The sequence below is a fragment of the Nocardioides sp. Arc9.136 genome, assembly GCF_030506255.1.
Taxonomy (GTDB): Bacteria; Actinomycetota; Actinomycetes; order Propionibacteriales; family Nocardioidaceae; genus Nocardioides.
On record NZ_CP113431.1, the window covers coordinates 2,181,013 to 2,205,083 of the forward strand.

At 74.2% G+C, this 24,071-nt stretch carries 24 protein-coding genes; 14 read left to right on the top strand and 10 right to left on the bottom strand.

Going from position 1 to position 24,071, the window contains the following annotated elements; translation table 11 throughout:
• Positions 1 to 89: 89 nt before the first annotated feature.
• Positions 90 to 2,348 (top strand): catalase, encoded by a 2,259-nt coding sequence (locus OSR43_RS10650; RefSeq protein WP_302271510.1) that lies wholly within the window; start codon positions 90 to 92, stop codon positions 2,346 to 2,348.
• A 202-nt stretch (positions 2,349 to 2,550) separates the two neighbouring features.
• Positions 2,551 to 3,993 carry an MFS transporter gene (locus OSR43_RS10655; protein ID WP_302271513.1) on the top strand — a complete coding sequence of 481 codons (1,443 nt, stop codon included), beginning with the start codon at positions 2,551 to 2,553 and terminating at the stop codon, positions 3,991 to 3,993.
• Positions 3,994 to 4,090: 97 nt separating this feature from the next.
• On the opposite strand, the gene OSR43_RS10660 is transcribed toward OSR43_RS10655, so the two are convergent.
• Entirely contained in the window at positions 4,091 to 4,840 is a 750-nt protein-coding gene (locus OSR43_RS10660) for a sortase (protein ID WP_302271514.1), read from the bottom strand.
• A complete protein-coding gene (locus OSR43_RS10665; RefSeq protein ID WP_302271515.1) occupies positions 4,830 to 5,693 on the bottom strand; it encodes an LLM class F420-dependent oxidoreductase in 864 nt (287 codons plus the stop codon). Before OSR43_RS10665 ends, OSR43_RS10660 begins: the two co-directional genes overlap by 11 nt.
• Positions 5,694 to 5,723: 30 nt before the next feature.
• Between OSR43_RS10665 and OSR43_RS10670 the strand changes: the two genes are divergently transcribed.
• From OSR43_RS10670 to OSR43_RS10690, 5 genes are read left to right on the top strand one after another with little or no spacing between them, the layout of a single operon-like run.
• Positions 5,724 to 5,945, top strand: coding sequence for a hypothetical protein (locus OSR43_RS10670; RefSeq protein ID WP_302271516.1), 222 nt, complete (start codon positions 5,724 to 5,726; stop codon positions 5,943 to 5,945).
• Positions 5,942 to 6,391: a hypothetical protein gene (locus OSR43_RS10675; protein WP_302271518.1), complete on the top strand. Its 450-nt coding sequence runs from the start codon at positions 5,942 to 5,944 to the stop codon at positions 6,389 to 6,391. Before OSR43_RS10670 ends, OSR43_RS10675 begins: the two co-directional genes overlap by 4 nt.
• A 5-nt stretch (positions 6,392 to 6,396) precedes the next feature.
• Positions 6,397 to 7,233, top strand: coding sequence for an aldo/keto reductase (locus OSR43_RS10680; protein ID WP_302271520.1), 837 nt, complete (start codon positions 6,397 to 6,399; stop codon positions 7,231 to 7,233).
• Positions 7,233 to 8,288 (top strand): alanine racemase, encoded by a 1,056-nt coding sequence (locus tag OSR43_RS10685; RefSeq protein ID WP_302271522.1) that lies wholly within the window; start codon positions 7,233 to 7,235, stop codon positions 8,286 to 8,288. The genes OSR43_RS10680 and OSR43_RS10685 overlap by 1 nt, the downstream gene beginning before the upstream one ends.
• 23 nt (positions 8,289 to 8,311) lie before the next feature.
• The gene (locus OSR43_RS10690) at positions 8,312 to 8,983 is read left to right on the top strand and encodes a peptidylprolyl isomerase (RefSeq protein WP_302271524.1); all 672 of its coding nucleotides are present in this window, start codon (positions 8,312 to 8,314) and stop codon (positions 8,981 to 8,983) included.
• Between the two features lie 26 nt (positions 8,984 to 9,009).
• Here the strand turns inward: OSR43_RS10690 and OSR43_RS10695 are convergent, their stop codons facing one another.
• Entirely contained in the window at positions 9,010 to 9,663 is a 654-nt protein-coding gene (locus OSR43_RS10695; protein ID WP_302271525.1) for a TetR/AcrR family transcriptional regulator, read from the bottom strand.
• Positions 9,664 to 9,751: 88 nt separating this feature from the next.
• Here OSR43_RS10695 and OSR43_RS10700 point away from each other — a divergent pair, with 88 nt between their 5' ends.
• Positions 9,752 to 10,489 (top strand): DUF981 family protein, encoded by a 738-nt coding sequence (locus OSR43_RS10700; protein WP_302271527.1) that lies wholly within the window; start codon positions 9,752 to 9,754, stop codon positions 10,487 to 10,489.
• A gap of 74 nt (positions 10,490 to 10,563) precedes the next feature.
• Here the strand turns inward: OSR43_RS10700 and OSR43_RS10705 are convergent, their stop codons facing one another.
• Positions 10,564 to 11,445 carry an oxidoreductase gene (locus OSR43_RS10705; RefSeq protein ID WP_302271529.1) on the bottom strand — a complete coding sequence of 294 codons (882 nt, stop codon included), beginning with the start codon at positions 11,443 to 11,445 and terminating at the stop codon, positions 10,564 to 10,566.
• Between the two features lie 157 nt (positions 11,446 to 11,602).
• Here OSR43_RS10705 and OSR43_RS10710 point away from each other — a divergent pair, with 157 nt between their 5' ends.
• Together OSR43_RS10710 and OSR43_RS10715 are read left to right on the top strand one after the other, a co-directional pair.
• Positions 11,603 to 11,887 (top strand): Fe-S cluster assembly protein HesB, encoded by a 285-nt coding sequence (locus OSR43_RS10710; protein ID WP_302271532.1) that lies wholly within the window; start codon positions 11,603 to 11,605, stop codon positions 11,885 to 11,887.
• An 88-nt stretch (positions 11,888 to 11,975) separates the two neighbouring features.
• Entirely contained in the window at positions 11,976 to 12,974 is a 999-nt protein-coding gene (locus tag OSR43_RS10715) for an NADP-dependent oxidoreductase (protein ID WP_302271534.1), read from the top strand.
• Positions 12,975 to 13,019: 45 nt separating this feature from the next.
• Here OSR43_RS10715 and OSR43_RS10720 read toward each other — a convergent pair whose 3' ends face one another.
• The 4 genes from OSR43_RS10720 to OSR43_RS10735 are packed head-to-tail and all read right to left on the bottom strand — an operon-like array spanning position 13,020 to position 15,452.
• Positions 13,020 to 13,394 carry a PaaI family thioesterase gene (locus tag OSR43_RS10720; RefSeq protein WP_302271535.1) on the bottom strand — a complete coding sequence of 125 codons (375 nt, stop codon included), beginning with the start codon at positions 13,392 to 13,394 and terminating at the stop codon, positions 13,020 to 13,022.
• Positions 13,395 to 13,443: 49 nt separating this feature from the next.
• Positions 13,444 to 14,058, bottom strand: coding sequence for a maleylpyruvate isomerase N-terminal domain-containing protein (locus OSR43_RS10725; RefSeq protein ID WP_302271536.1), 615 nt, complete (start codon positions 14,056 to 14,058; stop codon positions 13,444 to 13,446).
• A gap of 10 nt (positions 14,059 to 14,068) precedes the next feature.
• Positions 14,069 to 14,695, bottom strand: a complete 627-nt coding sequence (locus OSR43_RS10730) for a GNAT family N-acetyltransferase (protein WP_302271537.1) — start codon at positions 14,693 to 14,695, stop codon at positions 14,069 to 14,071.
• A 22-nt stretch (positions 14,696 to 14,717) separates the two neighbouring features.
• Positions 14,718 to 15,452, bottom strand: a complete 735-nt coding sequence (locus tag OSR43_RS10735; protein WP_302271539.1) for a BTAD domain-containing putative transcriptional regulator — start codon at positions 15,450 to 15,452, stop codon at positions 14,718 to 14,720.
• Between the two features lie 290 nt (positions 15,453 to 15,742).
• Between OSR43_RS10735 and OSR43_RS10740 the strand changes: the two genes are divergently transcribed.
• Both OSR43_RS10740 and OSR43_RS10745 read left to right on the top strand, forming a co-directional pair.
• Positions 15,743 to 16,663: a manganese catalase family protein gene (locus OSR43_RS10740; RefSeq protein ID WP_302271541.1), complete on the top strand. Its 921-nt coding sequence runs from the start codon at positions 15,743 to 15,745 to the stop codon at positions 16,661 to 16,663.
• Between the two features lie 36 nt (positions 16,664 to 16,699).
• The gene (locus tag OSR43_RS10745) at positions 16,700 to 17,821 is read left to right on the top strand and encodes a putative manganese transporter (protein WP_302271542.1); all 1,122 of its coding nucleotides are present in this window, start codon (positions 16,700 to 16,702) and stop codon (positions 17,819 to 17,821) included.
• Between the two features lie 171 nt (positions 17,822 to 17,992).
• On the opposite strand, the gene OSR43_RS10750 is transcribed toward OSR43_RS10745, so the two are convergent.
• A complete protein-coding gene (locus OSR43_RS10750; RefSeq protein ID WP_302271544.1) occupies positions 17,993 to 18,718 on the bottom strand; it encodes a hemerythrin domain-containing protein in 726 nt (241 codons plus the stop codon).
• Positions 18,719 to 18,882: 164 nt separating this feature from the next.
• A complete protein-coding gene (locus OSR43_RS10755) occupies positions 18,883 to 20,601 on the bottom strand; it encodes a SpoIVB peptidase S55 domain-containing protein (RefSeq protein WP_302271545.1) in 1,719 nt (572 codons plus the stop codon).
• A gap of 152 nt (positions 20,602 to 20,753) precedes the next feature.
• Here OSR43_RS10755 and pepN point away from each other — a divergent pair, with 152 nt between their 5' ends.
• Both pepN and OSR43_RS10765 read left to right on the top strand, forming a co-directional pair.
• Positions 20,754 to 23,210 (top strand): aminopeptidase N, encoded by a 2,457-nt coding sequence (gene pepN, locus OSR43_RS10760; RefSeq protein ID WP_302271546.1) that lies wholly within the window; start codon positions 20,754 to 20,756, stop codon positions 23,208 to 23,210.
• Complete coding sequence (locus tag OSR43_RS10765) at positions 23,191 to 24,057, top strand: formate dehydrogenase accessory sulfurtransferase FdhD (protein WP_302271547.1); 867 nt, start codon at positions 23,191 to 23,193, stop codon at positions 24,055 to 24,057. The genes pepN and OSR43_RS10765 overlap by 20 nt, the downstream gene beginning before the upstream one ends.
• The last annotated feature ends 14 nt before the right edge of the window (positions 24,058 to 24,071 follow it).

A 24,071-nucleotide genomic window follows, 5' to 3' on the forward strand; every position in this document is an offset into this window, starting at 1 on the left:
CAGAGGCCCGCCAGGTCACGCCGCTCAGAAGTCGCCTCGGCGGGTAAAGGACGGGGGAACCCACCCCCGACGAAGGCGAGACACCTGTTTTGAACCCCAAGGACGCCGCCAAGGCAGCGATCGACAAGCTGGAGGGCCTGGGCGACGTCCCGGTCCCTGGGGCACCCGGACCGGCCCCGGCCCCGCTCGAGGAGCCGACCGCCGTCAAGCCCCCGCTGCCGCCGAAGCCCGACCAGGACGCACCGGCCACCGGCACGGCGACGGGAGCGCCGACCGGCGCCCCGCCGACCGCGCGCGCCCAGCAGTCGGCGTACCTGACGAACTCCACCGGCACGCGCCTGCGCGACACCGACCACTCGCTCAAGGCCGGGAGCCGCGGTCCGACGCTGCTGCAGGACCACCACCTGCGCGAGAAGATCACGCACTTCGACCACGAGCGCATCCCGGAGCGCGTCGTCCACGCCCGCGGCGCCGGCGCGCACGGCGTGTTCGAGGGCTACGGCACCGCCGACTCCGTCTCGATGGCCGGCCTGTTCGCGAAGGGCAAGGAGACGCCGGTCTTCGTGCGCTTCTCGACGGTGCTCGGCTCGCGCGGCTCGGCCGACACCGTGCGCGACACGCGCGGTTTCGCCACCAAGTTCTACACCGAGGAGGGCAACTGGGACCTCGTCGCCAACAACATCCCGGTGTTCTTCATCCAGGACGGCATCAAGTTCCCCGACGTCATCCACGCCGGCAAGCCGCACCCGGACCGCGAGATCCCCCAGGCGCAGAGCGCCCACGACACGTTCTGGGACTTCGTCTCGCTGCACACCGAGGCCCAGCACCACACGATGTGGAACATGTCCGACCGCGGCATCCCGCGCTCCTACCGGATGATGGAGGGCTTCGGCGTCCACACCTTCCGGTGCATCAACGCCGAGGGCGGGACGTCGCTGGTCAAGTTCCACTGGAAGCCCAAGCTCGGCGTGCACTCCCTCACCTGGGAGGAGGCGCAGATGGTGGGCGGCATCGACCCCGACTTCCACCGCCGCGACCTGTACGACGCCATCGAGGCCGGCGCCCACCCCGAGTGGGAGCTCGGGGTGCAGGTCTTCCCCGACGAGCCGGACCAGATGTTCGCCGGGATCGACCTGCTCGACCCGACCAAGATCGTGCCGGAGGAGATCGCCCCGGTGCAGCCGATCGGCAAGCTGACCCTCAACGCGAACCCGACGAACTTCTTCGCCGAGGTCGAGCAGGTCGCCTTCCACGTCGGCCACCTGGTCCCGGGCATCGACGTCACCGACGACCCGCTGCTGCAGACCCGGCTCTTCTCCTATGTCGACACCCAGCTCTCGCGGCTGGGCGGGCCGAACTACAACCAGATCCCGGTGAACCGCCCGCACGTGCCGACCAACGACATGTTCCGCGACGGGTTCCACCAGCACGCCGTGCACTCGGGCGTGGCGCCGTACAAGCCGAACTCGCTGGACGGGGGCTGCCCGTTCGCGGCCGGCGCGGACCTGTCGGAGGAGGAGACGCGCGCGTTCGTCGAGGCGGCGGTCACCGTCGCGGAGGCGACCAAGGTGCGCGCCAACCCGGCGTCGTACGACGACCACTACAGCCAGGTCCGCCAGTTCTGGCTGAGCATGACGCCGGTCGAGAAGGAGCACATCGTCCGGGCCTACACCTTCGAGCTCGGCAAGTGCTACGAGCAGGCGGTCAAGGAGCGCCAGCTGCAGTGCCTGGCGAACATCGACCCGGTGCTGTGCCAGGAGGTCGCGACCGGGCTGGGCCTGCCCGCCCCCTCCCCCACGATCACCCTCGAGGACCTCGACCCGAGCCCGGCGCTCTCGCAGGTCAAGGGCCCCTTCCCGCCCGACGGCCGGATGGTCGGCATCGTGGTCGACCCCGACGGGGACCTCAGCGGCGTTGACTCCCTGCGCCGGACCATCCACGGTGCCGGCATGGTGCCGCTGGTGATCGGCCCCCACGGCGGCACCGTCGACGGGATGCCGGTGCAGCGCACCTTCGCGACCGGCCGCTCGGTCGAGGTCGACGTCCTGCTCCTCGCGGGCTCGCCCGCACCGGCGCCGGACGCGCTGACCAACCGTGACGCCAAGGCGGGGGCGGCGGACACCACCACCGTCGACCCGCGGGTCGCGCTGATGGTCCAGGAGTGCCACCGCCACGCCAAGGTGATCGGCGCGTGGGGCGCCGGCGTCGCCGCGCTCGCGGCGGCCGGGGTGGCCGAGGGCGACGCCGGGGTGGTGACGGGCGCCTCCGCGGCCGACGTCTTCACCGGCGTCTCCGAGCAGATGGCGTTCCACCGCGTCTGGGACCGCTTCCCCACCGCGGTCGGCTGACCCGCACCCACCGGCCTCCGGGCCACCGCCGCCCCGGCACCGAGCGATCGGTGCCGGGGCGGTGCCGTCCCCGGGCGCCGGCACAGCACGGCGTACGCCGCTGCAGCGTGGCCGCGTCAGCAGGATCACACCGGGCAAAGTTCGTTGCCGAAGGCAATCATCTCTACGGTAGGGACTCCGCCACGATCGAAGAGGACCACCTGTGCCCAACCCCACCCGGACCGCGAACCCGCGCCTCGCGGTCGCCGTCCTGTGCATCGGCGGCCTGACCGCCGCCCTCACCCAGACGTTGGTCATCCCGATCCAGAGCGAGCTGCCCTCGCTGCTCGACACCTCTGCCGCGAACGCCGCTTGGGTCGTCACCGTGACCCTCCTCGCCGGCGCCGTGGCGATGCCCATCGCCGGCAGCCTCGCCGACATCTTCGGCAAGAAGCGGATCATGGTGGCCAGCGCGGCGATCCTCGTCGTGGGCTCCGCGCTCGTCGCGCTCTCCTCGACGCTCGTCCCCGTGCTCGCCGGTCGGGCCCTGCAGGGACTGGCGATGGGCTTCATCCCCGTCGGCATCTCGCTGATCCGCGAGATCGTGCCGCCGAAGATGGCGGGCGGCGCGGTGGCGGCGATGAGCGCGACGCTCGGCGTCGGCGGAGCGATCGGGCTGCCGCTGGCGGCGTGGATCGCCGAGGTCGGCGACTGGCACGCGCTGTTCTGGGTCGCGACCGGGCTCGCCGTGGTCATCACCGTGCTCACCGCCGTCGCGATCCCCCACGTCCAGGACGCCCAGCCGAGCCGGTTCGACGCCGTCGGCGCCGTCGGCCTCGCCGTCGGGCTGGTCGCGGTGCTGGTCGGCATCTCCAAGGCCACCACCTGGGGCTGGGGCGACGCCCGCACCATCGGCGCCATCGTCGCCGGCGTGCTCGTGCTGCTCGCGTGGGGCGCCTACGAGCTGCGCCAGCCCGCTCCCCTGGTCGACCTGCGCGCCACGGCCAAGCTGCCGGTCCTGATGACGAACGTCGCGGCCGTCGCCGTCGGCTTCGGGATGATGGCCCAGGCGGTCGTCGTGCCGCAGCTGCTCCAGCTGCCCGAAGCCACCGGCTACGGGCTGGGCCAGACCATGCTCGCCGCCGGCCTGTGGATGGCCCCCGGCGGCCTGATGATGATGGTCTTCGCGCCGGTCTCCGGCCGGCTGATCGCCACCATGGGCGCCCGGATCACGCTGATGGTCGGCGCCGCCGTCCTCGGTGCGGGCTACCTCGTGGCGTACTTCCTGATGGAGGCGCCCTGGCAGCTGCTGGTCGCCTCCTGCATCCTCTCCGCCGGCGTCGGCATCGGGTACGCCGCGATGCCCACGCTCATCCTCGACGCCGTCCCGGTCCGGGAGGCGGGCGCGGCGGTCGGCCTCAACGCGCTGATGCGCTCGGTCGGCACCACGCTGTCGGCGGCCGTCATGGGCACGCTGCTCACCAGCAACACCGTCGCGGCCGGCGGCGGCCTCGAGCTGCCGACCAAGGGCGCGTTCCAGCTGTGCTTCATCGTCGGCGCGGTCGCGGCGTTCGTCGGCGTGGCGATCGCGGCGGCCATCCCGCGGCGCAGGGTCGAGGAGCCGGCCGGGTCGGACCTCGCGGCCGCCGGCGCCCAGGCCGGCTGAGCCGCAGCCGCTCCGCCCACGACGGGGGCCGCTCCGGGGTGCTCCCCGGGCCGGGCCCCGTCGTCGTCCCGGCCCGCCGGGTCCTCCGGGCGTCCGCTCAGACCGGGGTGGAGCGGACGAGCACGCCGATCTTGTCGATGCGGTGTTCGGGGTTGTCGAACCGGTCGGACCAGTAGTTGCCGACGGCGTGGTCCTCGATGGTCGCGCACGTCGAGAGCGTGATCATCGCCCGCGTCGGCACGGCCCCGGGGCGACCCGGGACCGCGGCCCGCTGGGCCCGCAGGGACGCCGGCGACCGGAACGACGTCCGCCGGGTCGTCGTCACGCGGTAGGTGTGGCGAACCCCGCCCGCGACCACGTGCAGCACGTCCCCACGCTCGAGCTCCGGCAGCCGCTCGAAGGCCCGCGTCGAGGACAGCCGGTGTGCGGTGACCTGGTAGTTCCCGATGCCGCCCGGGCCGGTGCCGCCCCGTGGGCCGTGCGGGCTCGCGGCCACGCCGCCGTCCTGGATGGCGGTGCCCGGGGCGTCGTCGGTCCACCCCCGGTACGGCAGCACGGGCAGGTCGCGGAGCCCGATCGCCGGCACCGACAGCAGCGAGCGGCGCGGCCGGCCGTCGCCGGCCGGCGGCTCGGAGGTGGCCGACGCGGACGGCGACGTGGTGGGCGACATGGACGGCGACGTGGTGGGCGACGTGGACGGCGACGGCGCGGCCGTGGCGGCCGGGGCGCTCGAGGGGCTGCGGCTCGCCGGAGCGCCCGCCGGGGTGGCGGTGCCCGAGCACGCCTGGAGCAGGCCGGTGCCCAGGAGCAGCGCACCGACCAGCGCGGCGGACCGGCTAGCGGCCATCGACCCTGGGCAGCACGCGCTCGACCAGCTCGGTCGTCCAGGCGACCGGGTCGTCGCCGGTCGGGCTCAGCGTGACGAGCGAGATGCCGAGGGCGGCGTACTGCTCGAGCGTGGCGACCAGGCCGTCGAGGTCGTCGAGACCGGCGCCGAGCACGACGGTCTTCTCGATCTCGTCGGGGTCGCGGCCGACGTCGTCGCAGTGCCGGCGCAGCACGTCGAGCTTGTGGGAGACGACGTCGGGCCCCTCGCCGAAGAGGTTGCAGGCGTCGGCGTACCGCGCGACCAGGCGGAGGGTCTTCCGCTCGCCGCTGCCCCCGACCAGCACCGGCACCCGGCCGCGCACCGGCGCCGGGACGGCCACCGGCTCCTCGAGCCGGTAGTGGCGACCCTCGAAGGGTCGGTCGTCGTCGCCCCACACCCGGGCCACGACCTGCAGCGTCTCCTCGAGCCGCTCGAAGCGCTCCGCGGTCGCCGGGAACGGCACCCCGAGGCCGCGGTGCTCGCGCTCGTACCAGGCGGCGCCGATCCCCAGGACCGCTCGGCCCCGTGCCAGCACGTCGAGGGTGGTGACGGTCTTCGCGAGCAGGCCCGGGTGGCGGTACGTCACGCCGGTGACGAGCAGCCCGAGGCGCACCCGCCGGGTGAGGGCGGCGAGGTAGCCCAGGGTCGTGTAGCCCTCGAGCATCGGCTCGGCCGGGCCGCCGAGCTGCTCCATCTGGAACCAGTGGTCCATCACCGTGAACAGCGAGATCCCGCCCTCGTCGGCGACGCGCGCCGTCTCGGTCAGGCGGTCGACCAGGGAGTCCTGCCACCCGGGGTGGCCGTAGTCCGCGTAATGCACGCCGAGCTTCATGTGGCGAGACTAGGTGGGTACAGGTCGGCCATGACCGAGGAGAACACCAGCGAGAAGAACGAAGCCGTCCAGATCATCGTCGACCGGGTGTCGTCGTGGCAGGACGGCGCCACCGAGGGCACCGTCGCCGAGGAGCTGCGCAAGGGCGCCGACGAGGTCGGGATCGAGCTGTCCGACGACGACATCAGCAAGCTGGCCGACGCCATCGAGTCCCGCCACGGAGTGGTCGACGCGAAGAGCGTCCTGTCTTGACCGGCGGTCCCGACGAGCGGCACACGCGGCCCGACGGGGTCACCGACGCCACCGTCGAGGCGCTGGGGAAGCTGTCGGAGGCCCTCGAGGCGGTCGAGGCCGCCCGAGGGTTCCTCTACAACTTCCACCGGATGAGCGGGACGGCCGACCTCACCGCCGGGGACGCGGTCGAGCTCCTCCAGGAGGCGGGCCACCCCGAGCTGGCCGAGAAGGTGCGCACCGAGATCGTCGGGCGCAACGTCATCGAGGGCCGGTGGACCTTCCAGATCGTCGAGGCCTACGACGACACCTACTACTCGGCGTTCAAGGACGTCGAGCGCGAGGCCCGCGAGGCGCTCGTCGGCGGTCGTCGCCACCTGTACGAGGCCGAGATGAAGGAGGAGCGCCGCACCCACGGCGCGACCCACCACGAGGCCACCCCCGCCGAGACCCCCGCGGACAAGTGAGCGCCGTGGAGGTCCCGACGTACCGGCTCGGCGACGGGACCGCGCTGCCGGCCGTCGGCTTCGGCACCTACCCGCTCAAGGGCGAGGAGTGCGTCGCGGCGGTGCTGAGCGCGATCGAAGCCGGCTACCGGCTGATCGACACGGCCGTGAACTACGGCAACGAGCGGGAGGTCGGCGAGGCGATCCGCCGCTCCGGCGTCCCCCGCGAGGAGCTGGTCGTCACCAGCAAGCTGCCCGGCCGGGCGCACGCATACGACGACGCGGTCGCCAGCGTGCGGGCCTCGGTCGAGACGATGGGGCTCGAGCACGTCGACCTCCACCTCATCCACTGGCCCAACCCCCGCGTCGGCACGTACGTCGAGGCGTACCGCGCGCTCGTCGACCTGCAGGCCGAGGGGCTGGTCCGCTCGGTCGGCGTCTCGAACTTCACCGAGGAGCACCTCGGCCGGGTCATCGACGCCACCGGGGTCACCCCGGTGGTCAACCAGGTCGAGCTCCACCCGCTCTTCCCGCAGGTGGAGATGCGCGCCGTGCACGAGCAGCTCGGGATCCGCACCGAGTCGTGGAGCCCGCTGGGCAAGCGCGAGGCGCCGTTCGCCGAGCCGGCGGTCACCGCCGCCGCGGAGCGGCACGGCGTCACGCCCGGGCAGGTCGTCCTGCGCTGGCAGGTCCAGCTCGGCAACGTGCCGATCCCGAAGTCGGCGACCCCTGAGCGCCAGCGGCAGAACCTCGACCTGTTCGGGTTCGAGCTCTCCCCGGACGAGCTCGACGCGATCACCGCCCTCGGGCGGCCCGACGGTCGGCTGTTCGACGGCGACCCGGACACCCACGAGGAGATGTGATGCCGGCGGCGACCCCGTACCTCTGCGTCGACCTGGACCGGTTGCGGCGCAACGTGCGGGTCGCCGCCGAGTTCGCCGCCGGGCACCAGGTGGCCCTGCGCCCCCACGTGAAGACGCACAAGAGCCCGGAGATCGCGCGGCTGCAGCTGGTGCACGGGGCCGCCGGCATCACCGTGGCCACCATCGGCGAGGCCGAGCTCTTCGCCCGACACGGGTGCGAGGACGTGTTCATCGCCTACCCGCAGTGGGTCGACGAGCGCTCGGCCGGGCGGCTCCGCGAGCTCAGCGAGAAGGCGCGGGTCGCCTTCGCGGTCGACTCCCCCGCCGCGGCCGCCAACGCCGGGCGCCTGCTCGGCCGCACGCCGGTCGAGGTGCTCGTCGAGGTCGACAGCGGCCAGCACCGCAGCGGGGTCGCCCCCGCGGAGGCCGGGACGGTCGCGACCACCGCGGTGCGGGCGGGCCTGGAGGTGCGGGGGGTCTTCACCTTCCCCGGCCACTCCTACGCCCCGGACGGCATCGAGGCCGCGGCCCGCGACGAGGCCGACGCCCTCCGCACCGCCCGGGAAGCGGTCGAGGCCGCCGGGGTCGAGGTGCGTGTGGTCAGCGGCGGGTCGACCCCGACGTTCCGGCACAGCGACACCTCCGTGGTCACCGAGCTGCGTCCGGGCGTCTACGTCTTCGGTGACGCCCAGCAGTGGGAGCTCGGCGTGATCGGTCCCGACGAGGTGGCGCTGACCTGCCGCGCGACGGTGGTCAGCCACAGCGGCGGCCGCGCCGTGGTCGACACGGGCAGCAAGCTCCTCGGCGCCGACCGCGCGCCGTACTCCACCGGCTACGGGCGGCTCCCCGCCCACCCCGACGCGCGGGTCGTGCTGCTCGCCGAGCAGCGCGCGGTCATCGACTTCGGCGGCGCGCCGCTCCCCCGCCTCGGCAGCCAGGTCGACGTCGTGCCCAACCACGTCTGCAACGCCGTCAACCTCGTCGACGACCTCTGGGTCGAGGAGGCCGGGGCGCTGCGCGCGTGGCCGGTCGCGGCCCGCGGGCTGAACTGCTGAGGACGGCGCCTACGATCGGCGCCATGCTGCAGCGCCCGCTCTCCGCCCTGGCCGTGCTCGCCGCCGTCTCGCTGCTCGCCTCCTGCGGCGACGACGGAGGGAGCGACCAGGCGCGCGACCCCGCCGCCGACGGCCCGAGCTGCACCTACGCCGAGTCCGGCGAGCCGGCGAAGGACGTCGACCTGCCGCCGAGCACGGCCGCGGTGTCCGGCATGGTCGCCGGCACGATGGCCACCAGCATCGGCGACATCGGCATCGAGCTGGACGCCGCGACGTCGCCGTGCACGGTCAACAGCTTCGTCTCCCTGGCCGACCAGGGGTACTTCGACGACACCACCTGCCACCGGCTGACCACCCCGGAGGCCGGCATCCAGGTGCTGCAGTGCGGCGACCCGACGGCGAGCGGCATGGGTGGGCCGGGCTACACCATCGAGGACGAGGTCACCCCCGACACCACCTACCCGGCGGGCACCCTCGCGATGGCCAAGACGCTGGCCCCCGACTCGGGCGGCTCCCAGTTCTTCGTCGTGTACGGCGACACGCCGCTCCCGCCGGACTACACCGTCTTCGGCACGATCGACGCCGCCGGCCTCGCCGCGGTGCAGGACGCGGCCGGGAAGGGCACGACCACCGGCGCCCCCGACGGCGAGCCGAAGGTCGCCGTCGACCTGGAGTCGGTCACCATCAAGGACTGACCCGGAACTGACCTGATGGCCGGCCCTCAAGCCGGGTCCGTGCCGGGACCGGCCGCGCTCGCGAGGTCCAGCAGCCGCGCGACGGTCCGCACGGCGTGCTCGACGGCGTCGGCGCTGCCCTGCACCTCGGCGTGCAGCAGCGCGGCGTCGATGAGCAGCCGCACGAGCAGGACGTCGTCGGTGTCGGCCACCGCGTCGTACCCGCACTTGCGCAGGACCGTGCGCAGCACCTCGACCAGGCCCGGCCACGACCCTCGCATGATCTCCAGCAGGCCGGGGGTGCGGCTGGCGTCGAGCATCGGCTCCAGGCGCACCGTGACCACGTCGGGCTCCAGCCGCGGGGCGTAGAGCGCCTCGATGAGCAGGCGGGCCGTCGTCGTGCTCGACCGCCGGCGGGTGGTCAGGTCCTCGGCGAAGGCCTGCGCCGCGGTCGTCCGCATCCCCTCGGCGGTCCGCACCGCCTCGGCGTACAGCTCCTCGATCGAGGGGAAGTAGTACGCCGCCGACCCGGCGGGCACGCCCGCCTCCGCGGCGACCCGTCGGTGCGTGACCGCCGCCGGACCGTGCTCGATCAGCAGGCGCGCGGCGGCCTCGCGCATCGCCTCCTGCCGCTGGCCGCTGCGCTTCTGGCGCACCGTCCGCGAGCGCGCCGGCGCCCGGTCGGGGACCTCCTCGGCCATGCGGGCCTCCCTCGGAATAACCTAGACGCACGTTTCGTTTTGGTGGTCACGGGCAGATCGCCCCTCCACACGATGAAAGGCGACGACGATGACTGTCGCACTCGCACCTCAGGCAGCCGACCTGAAGATCGACTGGGCAGCGATGCCCACCTACAACACCATCATGGCCGTGGCCGCCGGCGTCGGCCTCCTCGGTCTCGTCCTGCTCGCGCGCGACCTCGTCCGTCGCCCGGCGGAGGTCGACACCGACGGGTGGGCGCTGAACTTCGGCGTGCTGGGCGGGATCCTGACCGCCACCGGCCTGCACATGACGCTCACCTGGCCGCTGGCGGCCGGCGGGTTCCCGTTCGACAACATCATCTTCGGCGAGACCAGCCTCGGGTTCGGCGTGCTGCTGCTGGCCGCCGCGCTCTACCTGTGGCGCCGGGGCGCGGCGCTGGCCGCCACCCCGGACCCGCTCCAGGTCCTGGTGCGCGTCGCGCGCCCGCTGAGCATCTTCGCCGGGTTCCTCGGCGGCGCGCTGGTGGCCATCGCGGTCGCCGGCATCAAGTACCAGCTCTTCGCCGCTCCCCCGCAGGAGCCCATCTCCGGTGAGTTCGCGGAGTGGCCGCTCGTCGAGGCGATCTTCATGTCCGGCCTGCTCGGCCTGGTCGGCGTCGGGGCCATCGCGTTCCCGTTCGCCCTCGCCGCGGCCGCCAAGGGCATCCGCGGCTCGCTCGCGGCGAAGGTCACCGGCGGGAGCTGGGTCGTCACCGGTGCGGCGTTCGCGCTGTTCGGGGTGATGAACTACTTCACCCACATCGGGCTCATCGTCAACACCATGTGACCAGACCCGTCCGGGGTCGTGTGCCCGGGGACGCGCCGCGGCGCGTGCTCGGGCACACGACCCCGTTCGCGCGTTCAGAACGGGAACCGCACCCCGGTCAGCTCCTCGGACCGCTCCCAGAGCCGGCGGGCCAGGTCGGGGTCGAGGGCGGCGGGCGCCCGGCGGGCGGTGGTCGGCCAGCCCTGCATCTCGCCGGGACCGTGCGGACCGACGTAGGTGTTGCCCGGGACGTCCATCGTGGCGGCGTACAGCGTGGGGAGCGCCCCCTGCCACGGCTCCATGCCGGCGAGCCGGTGGCCCCAGGACCCGACCCAGGCCAGCGCGGCGCTGCCGGAGCTGGCGGTGATCGAGGTGGCGGTCGAGCCGGGGTGCGCGCCGGTCGCGCGCAGGGTCGAGCCGGACGCGGTCAGCCGCCGCTGCAGCTCGGCGAGGAAGAGCAGGTTGGCGAGCTTGGAGGCGGCGTACGCCGCGTAGGGGCGGTAGGTGCGCCGCTCCCAGCCGAGGTCGTCGACGTCGAGCCGGCCGTGCAGGTGGGAGCGCGACCCCGTCACGACCACCCGGTCGGTGAGCCGGGGCAGCAGCAGGTTCGCCAGCGCGAAGTGGCCGAGGTGGTTGGTGGCCAGCGTGGTCTCGAACCCGTCGACGGTGCGGCCGAGCGGCATCCCCAGCACGCCGGCGTTGTTGACGAGCACGTCGACCCGGTCCAGGCCCTCGGCGAAGTCGTGCACCGAGGACAGGTCGGCGACGTCCAGCACGCGCACCTCGGCGCGGCCGGTCGCACCCGGCCCAGCGGACGGCCCGGCGGAGAGCCCGGCGGCCACCCGCTCGCCCTTCGAGCGGTCCCGGACCGCGAGCACCACCTCGGCGCCGGCGCCGACCAGTGCCCGCGCGGTCTCGAGGCCGATCCCGCTGCTGGCGCCGGTGACCACGAACCGGCGGCCGTCCTGGCGTGGCACGTCCCGCCACCGAGGCACGCGGGAGCGGCGGAGGTCCGGCGGCTTCGGCACGGCGCCACCCTGCCACGACACGCCCGGTCCCGGCGCCGACTTGTGCCACCGCGACGTGTCGGGAACGGTGGGTCGGGACCTGCACACGATCTGGAGGAGGCGAGCCGTGCTCACCCTCACCGAGAACGCCAGCACCATCGTGAAGGACATCTCCACCCAGCCCGGGCTGCCCGAGACGTTCGGCCTGCGCATCACCTCCGAGAGCGGCGCGGAGCCCACCTTCGCGGTGACGGCCGCCGAGGCCGCCGAGCCGGGTGACCAGGTGGTCGAGCAGTCCGGCGCCACCGTCTACCTCGACGAGGCGTCCGCGGTCATGCTCGACGACAAGGTGCTCGACGCCGCCGTCGACCCGAGCGGACAGGTGGAGTTCGCGCTGGGCCTCCAGCCCTGACGCACCCGTGACACCGCAGCAGGGCCCCGACCACCGCGGTCGGGGCCCTGCTGCGTCGGGTGCCCACCCGGTTGGCAGGATCGGGCCCATGTCCACGACGACCCGCGAGATCCATCTGGCCTCCCGTCCCTCCGGCTGGCCGGTGCCGGAGAACTTCCGCACCGTCACCACCGAGCTGCCCGATCCCGGGCCCGGCGAGGTGCTGGTCCGCAACACGGTCCTCTCGGTCGACCCCTACATGCGGGGTCGGATGAACGACGCGAAGTCCTACGTGCCGCCCTTCGCCCTCGACGCCCCGCTCGAGGGCGGCGCCGTCGGGGAGGTCCTGGCCTCGGGCGACGACCGGCTCTCCCCCGGCGACACGGTCCTGCACCAGGCCGGGTGGCGCGAGCACGCCCTGCTCCCCGTCGACCAGGTCCGCAAGGTCGACGTCTCCCGCGTGCCCGCGAGCGCCTACCTCGGCGTGCTCGGCATGCCCGGCCTCACGGCGTACGTCGGGCTGACCCGCATCGCCCCCGTGCAGGAGGGCGACACGGTCTTCGTCTCCGGCGCCGCCGGCGCGGTCGGGTCGGTCGCGGGCCAGGTCGCCCGCGAGCTGGGCGCGAGCAAGGTGGTCGGGTCCGCCGGGTCACCGGAGAAGGTCCGGTGGCTGACCGAGGAGCTCGGCTTCGACGCCGCCTTCGACTACCACGACGGGCCCGTCGCCGCGCAGCTGAAGGAGCACGGCCCGGTCGACGTCTACTTCGACAACGTCGGGGGCGAGCACCTCGAGGCGGCGATCCAGCGGATGGCCGACTTCGGCCGGATCGCGGCGTGCGGTGCCATCGCGTCGTACAACGACACCGAGCCGACGCCCGGCCCCCGCAACATGTTCATGGTGGTCCAGAAGCGGATCACGCTGCGCGGGTTCATCGTCACCGACCACGGCGACGCCGCCCGCGACTTCCACACCCGCGCCGGCGCCTGGCTGGCCGAGGGCCGGCTCCAGCACCGGGAGACCTTCACCGACGGACTGGACAGCACCGTCGACGCGTTCCTGGGCCTGCACCAGGGCCAGAACATCGGCAAGATGCTCGTGCGGCTCTGACCTCCGCGCCGACCGGCCGGCCACCCCCGCGCGGGGACCGGCCGGTCACGGCTCGAGCAGCGCGAACGTCGCCAGCGCGTGGACCAGCGACCTGCCGTCCTGCTCCACGTCGGCCTCGCAGACCGTGAGCGAGTCGCCGCGCTTGCGCACGGCCGCCGACACCACGAGCGGTCCGGGCTTCCCCGGACGCAGGTAGGTGATGCTGAGCTGGCTGGTCGCCGGCACCTCCTCGCCGACCGCGCTGCGGATGGCGGCACCCATCGTGGTGTCCACGAGGGTCGCCAGCAGGCCGCCGTGCACGGTGCCGGCAGGGTTCAGGTGGCGCTCGTCGGCCTCGAGGGTCAGCGACGCCCGGCCGTCGGAGGCTTTCGGCGCCTCGGCGCCGACCAGCCCGATGAATCCCTCAGCGGTGTCCGTCATCCGGCGCAGGTACCCACCGACGCGGCCGCTGCACGTCTCGGTGCCGGTTTCAGAGCACCGTGAAACCGGGGGGCAGCACGGTCCGCCCGGTGGCGGCGAGCAGCAGCGGCCCGGCGCGCCCGTCCAGCACCGCGAGGTCCTCGACGATGCGGAGCGCCTGGCGTGCCGCGGACGGTGCGGGGACGGCCGGTTCGTGGAGCGCGGCGGCGAGGTCCGCGGCGTGCACCGTCAGCTCGAAGGTGCGGGTGGGCAGGTAGTCGCGCAACCGCATCCCGCCGACCACGGTGGTCACCAGCTCGTCGCCGTCGCGGGACGCCACCAGGGCGCCCACCCGGGCGCGGGTCCGGGAGACCTCGGCGGCCGGGTCCGCGCCGAGCGCCCGTCCCGCCTCGCGACCGCGCTCGGTCACCTCGGGCCCGGACGCGACCGACCGCGCCGCACGGAAGTAGGCGGCCGGCGTGTCGACCTCGACCGCGGGAGCGGGCCGGCCGAGGTAGGTCTCCACGGTGAGGAACGACCGCGTGGTGTGGCCGACCAGCGCGCGCACGTCCCACTCGCCCAACCCGGGCTGGTCCCAGCGTCCGGCCACCGCGGCGGTCAACCGCACGAAGGTGTCGCCCGCGTCGCCGAACGCGCGCAGCGACTCGTCCCACTCGAAGGTCATGGGCGGGAACCTAGCCGGGCTCGTGCAGCCCGTCCGGCCCGGCGAGCACCCGGCGCACGACAGCGCGGCGACGGGTCGGCCGGGCGACCACCTCGAAGCCCGCGCGGGTGAACATCGCCTCGGTGCCGGGGTGCAGCTCGACGGTGATCGCGTCGGTGGTCGTCATCGGGTACCCCTCGACGACCCGCGCGCCGGCGGCAGCGGCGTGGGCCACCGCCGCGGGCACCATCGCCGAGGCCAGCCCGCGCCGGCGGTGGCCGGTGCGGGTGACGAAGCAGGTGACCGCCCAGACGTCCGGGTCGTCGCGCCGCTCGTCACGTCCGGCCCAGGCCACCCCGTGGTTGCGCACCAGGCCGGAGTACGCCGCGCGCGGCTCGACGGCGCACCAGGCCACCGGCTCGCCGTCGACGTACCCCACCAGCCCCGCCGTCGGCCCGCAGCCGCCCGGGTCCACCTGCTCGTGCAGCCGGTCGCGCCGGACCTCGTCGGGCACCGCGGCGAAGCTCTCGCCCCGGGCAAGCTTGTAGCGCTGGCAGGCGCACCGGCCCGGCATCCCCCGGGACCCCAGGACGGCCAGCACGTCCTGCCAGTCGGCCTGGTCGCCCGGGCGGACCTCGAGCTCGGGCGTGGTCGCCATGGTCCGAGGCTAGTGGGGACGGTCAGCCGGCGCTGTCGAGCGGGCGACCGAGCATGGGACCCACGAGCCGGCGGATCACCGGGGAGGGCGAGAGCCCGAGCTCGTCGGCGAGCAGGCGCCGGTAGCGGTCGTACTGCCGCAGCGCCTCGGCGTGGTTGCCCTCGGCCAGGTGGACCTCGACCACCCGCCGGTGGGCGCTCTCCCGCAGCGGCTCCGAGCGCACCGCCTCGAGCGCGGCGCCCAACGCCTCCTCGTGCCGCCCGTCGACGCGGAGCACCTCCGAGGACCGCTCGAGCGCGTGCAGCCGCAGCTGCCGGTAGCTCTCGCGCTCGACGTCGAGCCACTCGTCGTGCCAGCTCGGGAGCAGGTCGTCGCGCCAGAGCCCGGCGAGCGCGGCGTCGGGCCGCTCGCCGACGCGCAGCACCCGGGCGGCGTCCTCGGCCTCCCACAGGTCCACCGCGACGTCGTCGCTGAGCCGGACGGAGGTCGAGGTGCACACCACCAGCGTCCGGGCGCGCGGACGCGGCAGCCGCCACAGGACCGTGCGCAGGCTCGCCGTGGCGCGCGCCGGCTCGGCGTCGGCCCACAACCGCTCGGCGAGGGCGGCCCGCGGCACCTTCGCCCGCCGGTGCACCACCGCCAGGTGCGCGAGCAGGCGTTGGGCCGGACGGGCCAGCTCGACCTCGTCGTCACCGAACCGCAGGCAGAAGCCCCCCAACAGCGACATCCGCAGCTGCGGCGCCGGCGATACCTCCATGCCCTCGGGGTTCCCCGGCGACTTTGCCTCCATCCATACCCCACGGGGTTTTTCTGGCCCCGGTGACGGGGCGGTGACGGGGCCGCTACGCACCCGCGACGGACCTGCGACGGACCGACGACGAGGGGCGACGGCGGGTGCGACGGGGCGAGGACGCCACCGCACACGGCGACGGGGACGCCCGCGGCGGCGGGGCGGCGTACGCCGCGGCGGACGGTGGCGTCACGGCGGACCAGGAGCGTGGTGCTCACCGGGTGCGGACGACGCACCCTCGACGAAAGGCGCGCACCGTGTACCGACACACCAAGGAGCTGCAGTACAACGTCAAGCCCGAGCGGCCGGACGCACTCTTCGCGGCCAAGCTGCAGGAGCTCGTCGGCGGTCAGTTCGGCGAGATGACGGTGATGATGCAGTACCTGTGGCAGGGCTGGAACTGCCGCATCCCCGGCAAGTACAAGGACATGATCCTCGACATCGGCACCGAGGAGATCGGCCACGTCGAGATGCTCGTGACCATGATGGCCCGCCTGCTCGAGGGCGCTCCCTCGGAGACCCAGGCCGAGGCCGCCGCCGCGAACCCCGCCCTCGCGGCGGTCCTCGGCGGGCAGAACGTCCAGCACGCCATCGTCACCGGCGGCGCCGCGATGCCGACCAACAGCCAGGGCGTGCCGTGGAACGGCGGCTACATCGTCGCGAGCGGCAACCTGCTCACCGACTTCCGCAGCAACGTCGCCGCGGAGGCGCAGAGCCGGCTCCAGACCGCCCGGGTCTACCAGATGACCGACGACCCGGGCGTCAAGGACACCCTCCAGTTCAACCTCGCCCGCGACACCTTCCACCAGCAGCAGTGGCTGCTGGGCATCGAGCAGCTGATCGAGGACGGCTTCACCGACGGCATCGAGGACTCCCTCGCCGCGGAGGAGAAGGACGAGCCCGGCCGGACCTTCTACAGCTTCCACGAGGGCAGCACCGCCGCCGAGGGCCGCTGGGCCCAGGGCACCACCCTGATCGGGGACAAGGAGATCCAGTTCTCCCCCGGTGTCCAGCTCGGCGACGACGTGCAGGAGGTCCCGGCTCCGGACCCGCTGCTGTTCGCGACGTACGACGGCAGCAAGGGCCCCGGCAAGCCCGGCAACGCCGCCGGCGCCTACGGCCAGGGCGCGGAGAACCTGCTGAGCAAGGCCAAGGAGAAGCTCACCCCCGGCGAGTGAGCCAGGACCCCGGGAGACCTGATCGGTGACGCGCTGATGACCGACCTGACGACCGAGCTGCTGCTGCGACCCCTGGCCGACGCCTTCATGGAGGTCGGCGTGTTCGTCGCGCTGCTGGTGGTGCCCTTCGGCTGGGCGCGCCACCGGTGGGGCCACCGGCTGGACGACGCCCTCGAGCGTCACCGCCGGCTGGGCCCGCTGGTGGCCGCCCTGCTGACGGTCCCGCCGGGCTGCGGCGGCGCGATCATCGTCATGTCGGTCTACGCGCGGGGCGCCGTCAGCTACGGCGCGGCGGTCTCCGCACTGGTCGCCACCATGGGTGACGCGTCGTGGGTCCTGCTCGCGGCCGACCCCGTGCTGACGCTCCAGATGAAGGTCCTGCTGGTCGCCACGGGCGCGGCGACGGGGTACGTCGTGGACGCCGTGGGCATCGCCCCACGACGCCGCGTCGACACCGTCGCCCGCCCGGCACCGGCGCCCGTCCCCGTCTCCCCCGCGCCGGCGCTCCCCGCCGGCGCCGCACCGGCCAGGCGGCGCACCCTCCTGATGGAGGCGGCCACCCTGCCGGCCCTGATGTGGCTGCTGCTCGGCGCCGGCGCCACCGTCAGCCTCCCGACGACCTTCGAGCTGCTCGACCCCGCGGCGCTCGGTCACTCCCTGCTCGGCGGCGTCGACCCCTACCTGGCCATCGGCCTGGTCGGCTCCGTGCTCGCGGTCGGGTTCTTCCTGCGCAACGGCTGCAAGCTGGCCGACGACACCGTCGACGGCGAGCCCACGTCGATGCAGCAGGTCCTCGCGAAGGGCGCCGACGAGGTGTCGTTCGTGACAGTCTGGGTGGCCGCGGCGTACGTCGCGTGGTCGCTGCTGACCCACCTCACCGGCTTCGACGGCTCCCAGCTGCCGGTGCTCGGCTTCGCAGGCGTCCTGGTCGGCGCGCTGATCGGGCTGGTGCCCGGCTGCGCCGTGCAGATCGTCTTCGCCGGCCTCTTCCTCGCGGGAGGGATGCCGGTCTCCACGCTCGTCGCCAACAGCATCAGCCAGGACGGCGACGCGCTCATCCCCCTGCTGGCGATGGAGCACCGCTCCGCGCTGCTGGCCACCGTGCTCACCACGATCCCGGCGATCGTCGTCGGATCGGCCCTGCTCGTCCTCACCTGACGCCCCTCACGAACCCGTCCCGGAGGAACCATGTCCCGCTCGACGTCCCCGACCCACCTCTCCACCACCCACCGCAACCTGCTGCTCGCCGGCCTGGCCGTCCTGGTCAGCGTGGTCACCGGCACGACCGCCGGGCTGCTCGCCGCGGCGGCCGTGCTCGCCGTGACCGGCCTACGCACGTGGGTCCTCCACGTGGGTGCTGGGGTCCTCGCCGACGCGCAGCACCCCCACCCGCTCGACGCGGCCGGCGACGTCGGCCAGGGCCTGGCTCGCGCGGCGTAGCCGCTCGGCCGTCGGCGCCGCCGCGCGCTCGGCGCCCTGGTCCAGGGCGTCGCGCGTGCGGTCGACGACCGTGAGCGGCAGGCCGGCCAGGGCGTTGCCCGGTGGGCGGCGGGCGACCGTCGGGTGCGGCCGCGTCGGCGCCGTGCGGCGTACCGCCTCCCACGCCAGCCCGAGCGCCCGCAGCTGCTGGACGCCGACCAGCTGCTGGAGGCGCGGGAGCAGCTCGTCCTCCTCGTCGCGCACGTCCTCGCGCAGCACCTCGATGAGCCGCTCGACGACCGGACGGCGCTCGGCCTCGGTGAGCTCCTCGGAGTCCAGCCGGACCACCAGGTGGTTGACCTCCTGGTGCTCCTGCTCGACCTGGAGGGTCAGCCGCTCGCCCTCGTCACCGGGGAGGATGCGCCGCAGCGCCGGCCACAAGACCGACTCCTCGGCGAAGGCGTGCGGGAAGACCAGCCGGTTGATCTCGCGCAGCACCGTGCGCTGCTCGGTGCCCTCGGCGGCCTCGAGCCGGTGCAGGAGCTCGTCGAGTCGGATGTGGTCGCGACGCTGGCGGTGGAGGATGCTCCACTCCCCGCCCAGCTCGGCGACGGTCTGGTTCGCGATGGACGTCATGCCCATCGGGGTACCCGACGGCTCCCGCGACGTACCCGCCGCCCGGACGCGCCCCCGGACGCGCCGAGCGGGCCGGGAGCTGGTGCTCCCGGCCCGCCCGGAGGTGGTGCCGCTGCGCTGCTGGGTGGATCAGGGGTGGGCCTGGGCGGCCCGGGGTCATGACGTCACCGCACGACGACGCGGACCCGCTTGGCGCCGTACACGACGCGGTCGGTGGGCCCGGTGACCTTGGACTTCTCGACCTCCTTGCGGCGCTTGACCAGGGAGAGGTTCGCCTGGAGGGCGTCGTTGCGGACCATGCCGGCCACGACCCGCTCGGCCTTGGCGACCGAGCCGATGGTGCCGCCGGTCCACAGCCAGCCGCCGCCCTCCACCGAGACCTGGCCCTTCATGCCCTTCGCCGAGGCGGGGACACGCATGGTGACCGGGACGTACGTCGTGCCCTCCGGCCCGGAGAGCGCGGCACGGAGCACGAGCTTCCCGCCGGCCCGGGCCTCGGCGCGCTCGCCCTTGCCCAGGGTGACCCACTCGCCGCCGCGGCGCTGCTGGATGCTGCGGACGCGGTAGGTGTCGCTGTCGTCGCTCACCACGGACTGGCTGGTGACCGAGTCGAGCTCGACCCCGTCGATCTGGCTCAGGGCGTAGACGAGGTCGGCGAGCTCGTAGCCCGCGTCGCCGGTGATGTCGTACTCCGAGGCGTAGCGGTCGCTGAAGGAGAGCGAGAAGGCCGAGCCGTCGGTGTCGGTGCCGGTGACCTTCCAGCTCATCGTCTCCGAGCCGGGCATGATCGCGTCGACGACCCGGTCGTGGTTGGCGATGACCTGGTAGTAGGTCGTGCTGGCCGCGGCGCTGTCGACGGTGTTCTTGCTCGTGCCGGTGCGGGTGCGGCCGTCGTACGTCGCGGTGTTGGCGATCGTGGTCGCCCGCGGCAGCCGGCCGAGGAAGCCGGTGATGCCGGTCAGGTGGTCCTCGGAGACGGTGCCGACCGGGGCGCCGAGGTTGGCGACCTTGAAGCCGGGCCCGACCGGGTCCTCCTGGATGTAGAGCGCGGAGGCCGGGTGGAGGCTCATGGTGGTCTCGCCCTCGAAGGACATCGGGTGGCCGAAGCCCACGACCCGGCCGTTGCAGACCGAGGTGGCGGTGCCGACGCCGGCCTGGGTCACGTCGCCGTAGGAGAGGGAGGCGGCCATGTTGCCGCCCGGGACGATCGTCTCCGGGCCCGCCGCGGCGGCGGAGCCGCCCGCGACGGCCCTCGCACCCTTCGGGAAGTAGGGCCGGTCCTCGGTGCCGGCGACCCGCTGGGCGCTGACGCCGGAGACCCCGACCGGCATCGGGAGCTGTCGGAGCCCCTGCGCCGCCTGGGCCGGCGTGACGTCGGTCGAGCGGGCGATGCTGGCGGCCAGCTTCCTGCCGACCGGGACCTTGGCGGCCGGCGGCTCGGCGAGGTAGTCGTCCATGTCGGCGAACGGGGTGACGCCCGCGACCGGCGAGGGGCCGAAGGCCAGGCCGTAGGCGACGGCCCCGATGAGGCGGCCGTCGGCGGCGTACACCGGCGAGCCGGACATGCCCTGCCAGATGCCGGCCTTGTCGACCTCCGGCATGTCCACGCGGACCATGACCATGTCGAGGTCGGGGCCGATGCCGTCGTCGTAGACCCCGATCACCTCGCCGGTGAAGGACTCGGGCGTGGTGCCCCGGGTGACCGTGAGACCGCTGACGGCGTCGCCCTCGGCGAGCTCGGAGACCGGGAAGGCAGGTGTGCAGTCGCCGGCGGGCTCGGCCGAGGTGGCCGGGCCGGTGCCGAGGGCTGCTGTCCCGAGCAGCAACCCTGTCGCGGCGGTGAGGGAGAGCAGGGCGGTGCCCCGGCGTCGAGTGGTCGTCATGTGTTCTTTCCTCCCGGACAACGGAGCGTGGAGCACGCTCGCTGCAACGTACGACGCCGCGACCGGAGATTTGGTTGCCTCGGGTCTCGGTGGGGTCACGATCTCCGGCCGGGCGGGCCGGAGGGACGCCGACCGCTCCGTAGGGTGGCCGCGTGAGCACCCCCCACCGCAGCCTGCAGCGCGTCGAGGCGGAGGCCCGCGCGGACCTCCTCACCGTCGAGTCCTACGACGTCCGCCTGGACCTGGCCGCGGACGAGTCGACCTTCGGGTCGGTCACGACGATCCGCTTCGACTCCCTCGGCGGGCCGACGTTCGTCGACCTCAAGCCGGCCCGGGTGCACCGGGTGGTCCTCAACGGGACCCCGCTGGACCCCGACGCCCTCGACCGGGGCCGGCTGCCGCTGGAGACGGCCTCCGGCCCCAACGAGCTGGTCGTCGAGGCGACGATGCGGTTCCGCAACGACGGCGAGGGCCTGCACCGCAGCGTCGACCCCGCGGACGGGCAGCACTACGTCTACGGCATGTCGTTCATGGACGCCGCACCGAGCGTCTTCGCCTGCTTCGACCAGCCCGACCTGAAGGCGCCCTACACCTTCACGGTGCTCGCTCCGACGGGCTGGACGGTCGTCGGGAACGCGCCGGCGACCAGCCCGGAGCCCGGCCTGTGGACGATCGGGCCGACCCAGCCGCTGTCGACGTACTTCGTCACGGTGGTCGCCGGGCCCTACCACGTGCTGCGCGACGAGCACGACGGCATCGCGCTGGGCCTGAGCGCCCGGGCGAGCCTGGCGCCGGCGCTCGAGCGGGAGGCCGAGGAGCTCTTCACGCTGACCCGGCAGTCCTTCGACGAGCTGCACCGGCTCTTCGGGATCCGCTACCCCTTCGGCGACTACCACCAGGCGTTCGTGCCGGAGTTCAACGCCGGAGCGATGGAGAACCCCGGCTGCGTCACCTTCCGCGACCAGCTCGTCTTCGACACCCGGGTGACCCGGGGCGCGCGCATCAACCGGGCCACGACGGTCGCGCACGAGATGGCCCACCAGTGGTTCGGCAACCTGGTGACGCCGCGTTGGTGGGACGACCTGTGGCTCAACGAGTCCTTCGCGGAGTACATGGGCAACCGGGTCACCGCCGACGCCACCGAGTACGCCGACGCGTGGGTCGACACCTCCTACGCCCGCCGGCAGTGGGGCCTCGTCGCGGACCTCGGCCCCGGCACCCACCCGGTCGCCGGCAACGGCGCCGTGGACGCGACCGCCGCCCTGCAGGACTTCGACGGCATCTCCTACACCAAGGGCTCGACGGTGCTGCGCCAGCTCGCGGCGACCCTCGGCGACGAGGTGTTCCTCGGCGGGGTGGTGGACCACCTCACCCGGCACCGGTTCGGCAACGCGACGATGCACGACCTGTTCGCGAGCTGGGAGCGGGCCGGCGCCCACGACCTCTCCTCCTTCACCGAGCAGTGGCTGCGCACGGCCGGCCCCGACACGATCGAGCTCGACCGCGCGTCCGGCGTGCTGCGCCGTACCCCTCCCCCGGCGCAGCCGGCCGACCGCTCGCACACCCTGCGCGTGGCCGTCGCCGGCGAGGGCGGGTGGGACGTCCGGCGGGTGGTGGTCGACGGCCCGGAGACGGCGTTCGACGCCGGCGACGCCGCCGTCGTGCTGGACCCCTACGACGACACGTGGGCGGCGGTCCGCGCGGACGCGACCACGCTCTCCGCGCTGCCGGCCGTGCTGCCCGGCATCGAGGACCCCGGCCTGCTGGCCGGCGTCTGGAACAACGTCCGGACCGCGGTGCACGACGCCGCCGCCGACCCCGCGGCCGTCGTCGACCTGGTCGTCTCGCGGTTCCCGGTCGAGGACCCCGAGGACCCCTTCCAGAGCGGGATGCCGCGACGCACGATCCCGTGGGTGTTCTCCACCCTGCTGCCGCTCGCGCCGGAGGGCTCCGTCGAGCGGGTCCACGAGGCGGCCGTCGCCCGGCTGGCCGCCCTCGAGCCGGGCTCCGAGGGCCAGCTCGCGGCGTTCCGCGCCTCCGTCCGCTCCGCCGGCGATCCCGAGGTCCTGCGCGGGTGGCTCCAGGCCGCGCCGGAGGGCATCGACGTCGACGCCGACGTGCGTTGGCGGCTGCTGCACCGGCTGGCCGTCCTCGGCGCGACCGACGTCGCCGAGCTCGACGCCGCGCTCGCGGACTCCCCCACGGCCGCCGCGACGGTGCACCACACGCGGGCCCGGGCCGCGCTGCCGGAGGAGGCGGCGAAGGAGTGGGCCTGGGCGCGGTTCACCGGCGCCGCCGAGGCGAGCAACTACGAGATCGAGGCGGCCGGGATCGGGCTGTGGCAGCCGAGCCAGGCCGACGTGACCGCGCCGTACGTCGAGCGCTACTTCGCCGACCTGCCCGGCACCGCCGCCGTCCGCAGCGGCTGGGTCCTCGCCGACGCCGCGGAGGCGTTCTTCCCGGTGACCGCGCTCGACCGCCCGACGCTCGACCGGGCCCGTGCGCTGCTCGCCGACGGCTCGCTCGACGTCTCGCTGCGCCGCCGTCTCGACGAGTGCGCCGACCGGCTCGAGCGGATGGTCCGCACCCGTGAGCGGTACGGCGCGTGAGGGCGCGGCGGTGAAGGCGCGGCGACCGGGCCCGACCGTGCGGACGCGGGTGCACGAGCTGCTCGCCGACGGCACCGAGCGCCGCCACGAGGACCGGCTGGCCACCGAGGAACCGCTCGAGATCCGCCTGGCCTGGCCGGGCGCGGCGGCGCGCCGGGTCTGGGTCACGATGCGCACGCCGGGCAACGACTTCGAGCTGGCGGCCGGGTGGCTGGTGCACGAGGGGATCGTCGGCCCGGAGGGCCGCGGCGCGATCGCCGGGGTGGCGTACTGCACCGACGCCGACCTCTCCCCCGAGCAGGAGTTCAACGTCGTCACGGTCACCCTCGACGGCCCGCCCGCGGCCGACCCGGGCCACCGGCACGACACGTTCTCCTCCGGCTCCTCGGCGTGCGGGGTCTGCGGCAAGGACTCGGTCGCCTCAGCGCTCACGGTGAGCGCCGCGGCGCGCTGGACCGGCGACCTGCCCGACGCCGACGTCGTGCGCGGCCTGCCCGACGTGCTGCGCGGCGGGCAGCGCGTCTTCGACCGCACCGGCGGCGTGCACGCGGCCGGGCTCTTCACCGCCGCCGGCGAGCCGCTGGTCGTGCGTGAGGACGTCGGCCGCCACAACGCGGTGGACAAGGTGACGGGCGCGCGCGTGCTCGCCGGGCTGTCGCCGGCCGAGTCGGTGCTCGTCGTCAGCGGCCGGGCGGGCTTCGAGCTGGTGCAGAAGGCCCTGGCCGCCGGGGTCGGCGCGCTCGCATCGGTCGGTGCGCCGACCAGCCTGTCGGCAGGACTGGCCGCCGAGGCGGGGCTGGTGCTCTACGGGTTCACCTCCCAGCGGCGTTGCGTGCGCTACACCTGAGCCCTCCGCGGCGT

What these genes read in the sequence shown, in the direction of transcription:
- OSR43_RS10660 (WP_302271514.1), bottom strand. Translation starts at nt 4,840, where the DNA reads ATGGCCGCTAGCCGGTCCGCCGCGCTGGTCGGTGCGCTGCTCCTGGGC.
- OSR43_RS10665 (WP_302271515.1), bottom strand. Translation starts at nt 5,693, where the DNA reads ATGAAGCTCGGCGTGCATTACGCGGACTACGGCCACCCCGGGTGGCAG.
- OSR43_RS10670 (WP_302271516.1), top strand. Translation starts at nt 5,724, where the DNA reads ATGACCGAGGAGAACACCAGCGAGAAGAACGAAGCCGTCCAGATCATC.
- OSR43_RS10685 (WP_302271522.1), top strand. Translation starts at nt 7,233, where the DNA reads ATGCCGGCGGCGACCCCGTACCTCTGCGTCGACCTGGACCGGTTGCGG.
- OSR43_RS10690 (WP_302271524.1), top strand. Translation starts at nt 8,312, where the DNA reads ATGCTGCAGCGCCCGCTCTCCGCCCTGGCCGTGCTCGCCGCCGTCTCG.
- OSR43_RS10695 (WP_302271525.1), bottom strand. Translation starts at nt 9,663, where the DNA reads ATGGCCGAGGAGGTCCCCGACCGGGCGCCGGCGCGCTCGCGGACGGTG.
- OSR43_RS10700 (WP_302271527.1), top strand. Translation starts at nt 9,752, where the DNA reads ATGACTGTCGCACTCGCACCTCAGGCAGCCGACCTGAAGATCGACTGG.
- OSR43_RS10715 (WP_302271534.1), top strand. Translation starts at nt 11,976, where the DNA reads ATGTCCACGACGACCCGCGAGATCCATCTGGCCTCCCGTCCCTCCGGC.
- OSR43_RS10720 (WP_302271535.1), bottom strand. Translation starts at nt 13,394, where the DNA reads ATGACGGACACCGCTGAGGGATTCATCGGGCTGGTCGGCGCCGAGGCG.
- OSR43_RS10725 (WP_302271536.1), bottom strand. Translation starts at nt 14,058, where the DNA reads ATGACCTTCGAGTGGGACGAGTCGCTGCGCGCGTTCGGCGACGCGGGC.
- OSR43_RS10730 (WP_302271537.1), bottom strand. Translation starts at nt 14,695, where the DNA reads ATGGCGACCACGCCCGAGCTCGAGGTCCGCCCGGGCGACCAGGCCGAC.
- OSR43_RS10735 (WP_302271539.1), bottom strand. Translation starts at nt 15,452, where the DNA reads ATGGAGGTATCGCCGGCGCCGCAGCTGCGGATGTCGCTGTTGGGGGGC.
- OSR43_RS10745 (WP_302271542.1), top strand. Translation starts at nt 16,700, where the DNA reads ATGACCGACCTGACGACCGAGCTGCTGCTGCGACCCCTGGCCGACGCC.
- OSR43_RS10750 (WP_302271544.1), bottom strand. Translation starts at nt 18,718, where the DNA reads ATGACGTCCATCGCGAACCAGACCGTCGCCGAGCTGGGCGGGGAGTGG.
- OSR43_RS10755 (WP_302271545.1), bottom strand. Translation starts at nt 20,601, where the DNA reads ATGACGACCACTCGACGCCGGGGCACCGCCCTGCTCTCCCTCACCGCC.